1 protein-coding gene is annotated in these 233 nt (G+C 40.3%); it reads right to left on the reverse strand.

The window, feature by feature from the left end:
• Positions 1 to 216 (reverse strand): DUF2960 domain-containing protein (locus AAEY55_RS18640; RefSeq protein ID WP_350552788.1); only part of this gene is annotated, 216 nt, incomplete at its 3' end.
• Positions 217 to 233 lie beyond the last annotated feature (17 nt).

Here is a 233-nt window from a genome sequence, read left to right on the forward strand (position 1 = left end):
GCTAAAGCCCATGCGAGAAAATTCTTGATCACGAAAGTTACGCACAGCCGATGACCCTTTAGAGGTCATTTCAATTTGGCGTACCATGTTTAAGTAGTTAGTTAAATCGATACCTTCGGCAGCCGCAATAGCCTGATACATATCGTGGTATTTATCTTTGGCGAAGTTAATTTCGCGCGGTTGATTTTTAAAAGTGTAGGTAATTCTGCGTGCCATAATGAGCTCATTTAAAT

The organism is Pseudoalteromonas sp. 120-MNA-CIBAN-0494 (genome assembly GCF_040308885.1).
Taxonomy (GTDB): Bacteria; Pseudomonadota; Gammaproteobacteria; order Enterobacterales; family Alteromonadaceae; genus Pseudoalteromonas; species Pseudoalteromonas nigrifaciens.